The sequence below is a fragment of the Paenibacillus sp. P4_A7 genome (genome assembly GCF_056402455.1).
Genome location: NZ_JBFUHJ010000781.1, coordinates 1 through 1,246 on the forward strand (window position 1 = coordinate 1; position 1,246 = coordinate 1,246).

General features: G+C 36.5%; 3 protein-coding genes. All 3 read left to right on the forward strand.

Annotated features, from left to right (window positions below; genetic code table 11):
* A partial coding sequence (locus tag AC1DWN_RS33935; RefSeq protein WP_477563216.1) for an HIT family protein occupies nt 1-336 on the forward strand: 336 nt, incomplete at its 5' end.
* Nucleotides 337-371: 35 nt separating this feature from the next.
* Nucleotides 372-848: a hypothetical protein gene (locus AC1DWN_RS33940; RefSeq protein ID WP_477563217.1), complete on the forward strand. Its 477-nt coding sequence runs from the start codon at nt 372-374 to the stop codon at nt 846-848.
* Between the two features lie 76 nt (nt 849-924).
* Nucleotides 925-1,246, forward strand: a 322-nt coding sequence (locus tag AC1DWN_RS33945; RefSeq protein ID WP_477563218.1) for a HisA/HisF-related TIM barrel protein, incomplete at its 3' end; no start/stop codon positions are given.

A 1,246-nucleotide genomic window follows, 5' to 3' on the forward strand; every position in this document is an offset into this window, starting at 1 on the left:
CCATTTAACGAAGGCCATATTATCATTTTGCCGAAGCAGCATTTTTATGAGCTAGAGGATCTAACACCTGAGGTTTTATCTGCGATTATGCAAGCATCAGTGAAAATGAGTCGAATCATGAAGAGCCTTTTTAAACCGGACGGGATAACCATTTGTCAGAATAGCGGAGTGTTTAATGATTTGACTCATTACCATATGCATGTTATCCCTCGCTATACAAACGATGGGTTTACTTGGTCAGAACCAATATTGGATCATCAAGCAGAGACGAGACTAAAGCAAACTAAGGAAGCTATGTTAAATGAAATGATGTCTAAGGACCAACTTGGAAAATAACTTTTTGGTTGTCATGAGGGAAGGTCAGGTGTTACTTGGACGATAATAATTCCACTAGAAAGCTGCGAATTAAGAAGCCCATTAGTACGATCGTATCCCTATGTTTAATGTTTATAAATATAGCTTTAGTATCCCGTACCTTATGGACTGCAAGAGATAACATAAATGGCTACATACTTTCAATAGGATTAGGTTTCTTAGTGCTTTTAATAGGCTACATTGTATATGCACTAGTAAGCCATCGATCAAAGTCGTTAGACATAACATTAACTGAAAATGGAGTCTTAATAAAAGATCAATTTATTCCTTTAGAACAGATAGACAAAATTATGGTAGATGGCTACTTTAAACCCACATATGGTATAAAGCAAAAAGATGAGCGGTTTGTGCCTGCATACTTATGCTTTAAATTTGCAGAAAATATCGAAATGTCAGAAAAGCATCTGTTCAACTGGGCTGAACGAAATAATATTGAAATATGTAAAAAAAAGGGTCCGTGGAGATTGATATAACGTATCGATGTTGCAATTTTTTCAATTTCTTATAAGATTGTTTATACAAAGAAAAATACAGAATAGAGGAAATGTCTTGAAATTTAGACCTTGCATAGATCTACATGATGGTAAAGTAAAACAAATCGTAGGGGAAACACTCAATACTGAAATCATTGAAAACTTTGTATCCACGTATGACTCATCTTATTATGCATCACTTTTCCAGAAGGACGGCCTAACTGGCGGTCATGTGATTATGCTTGGAAGCGGGAATGAAGAGGCGGCGATTAAAGCACTTCAGCAATACCCAGGCGGTTTGCAAATTGGCGGAGGAATTACGACGGAGAATGCATCCTTTTACTTGAATAAAGGAGCATCGCATGTCATTGTAACGTCTTATATTTTTCGTGATGGAC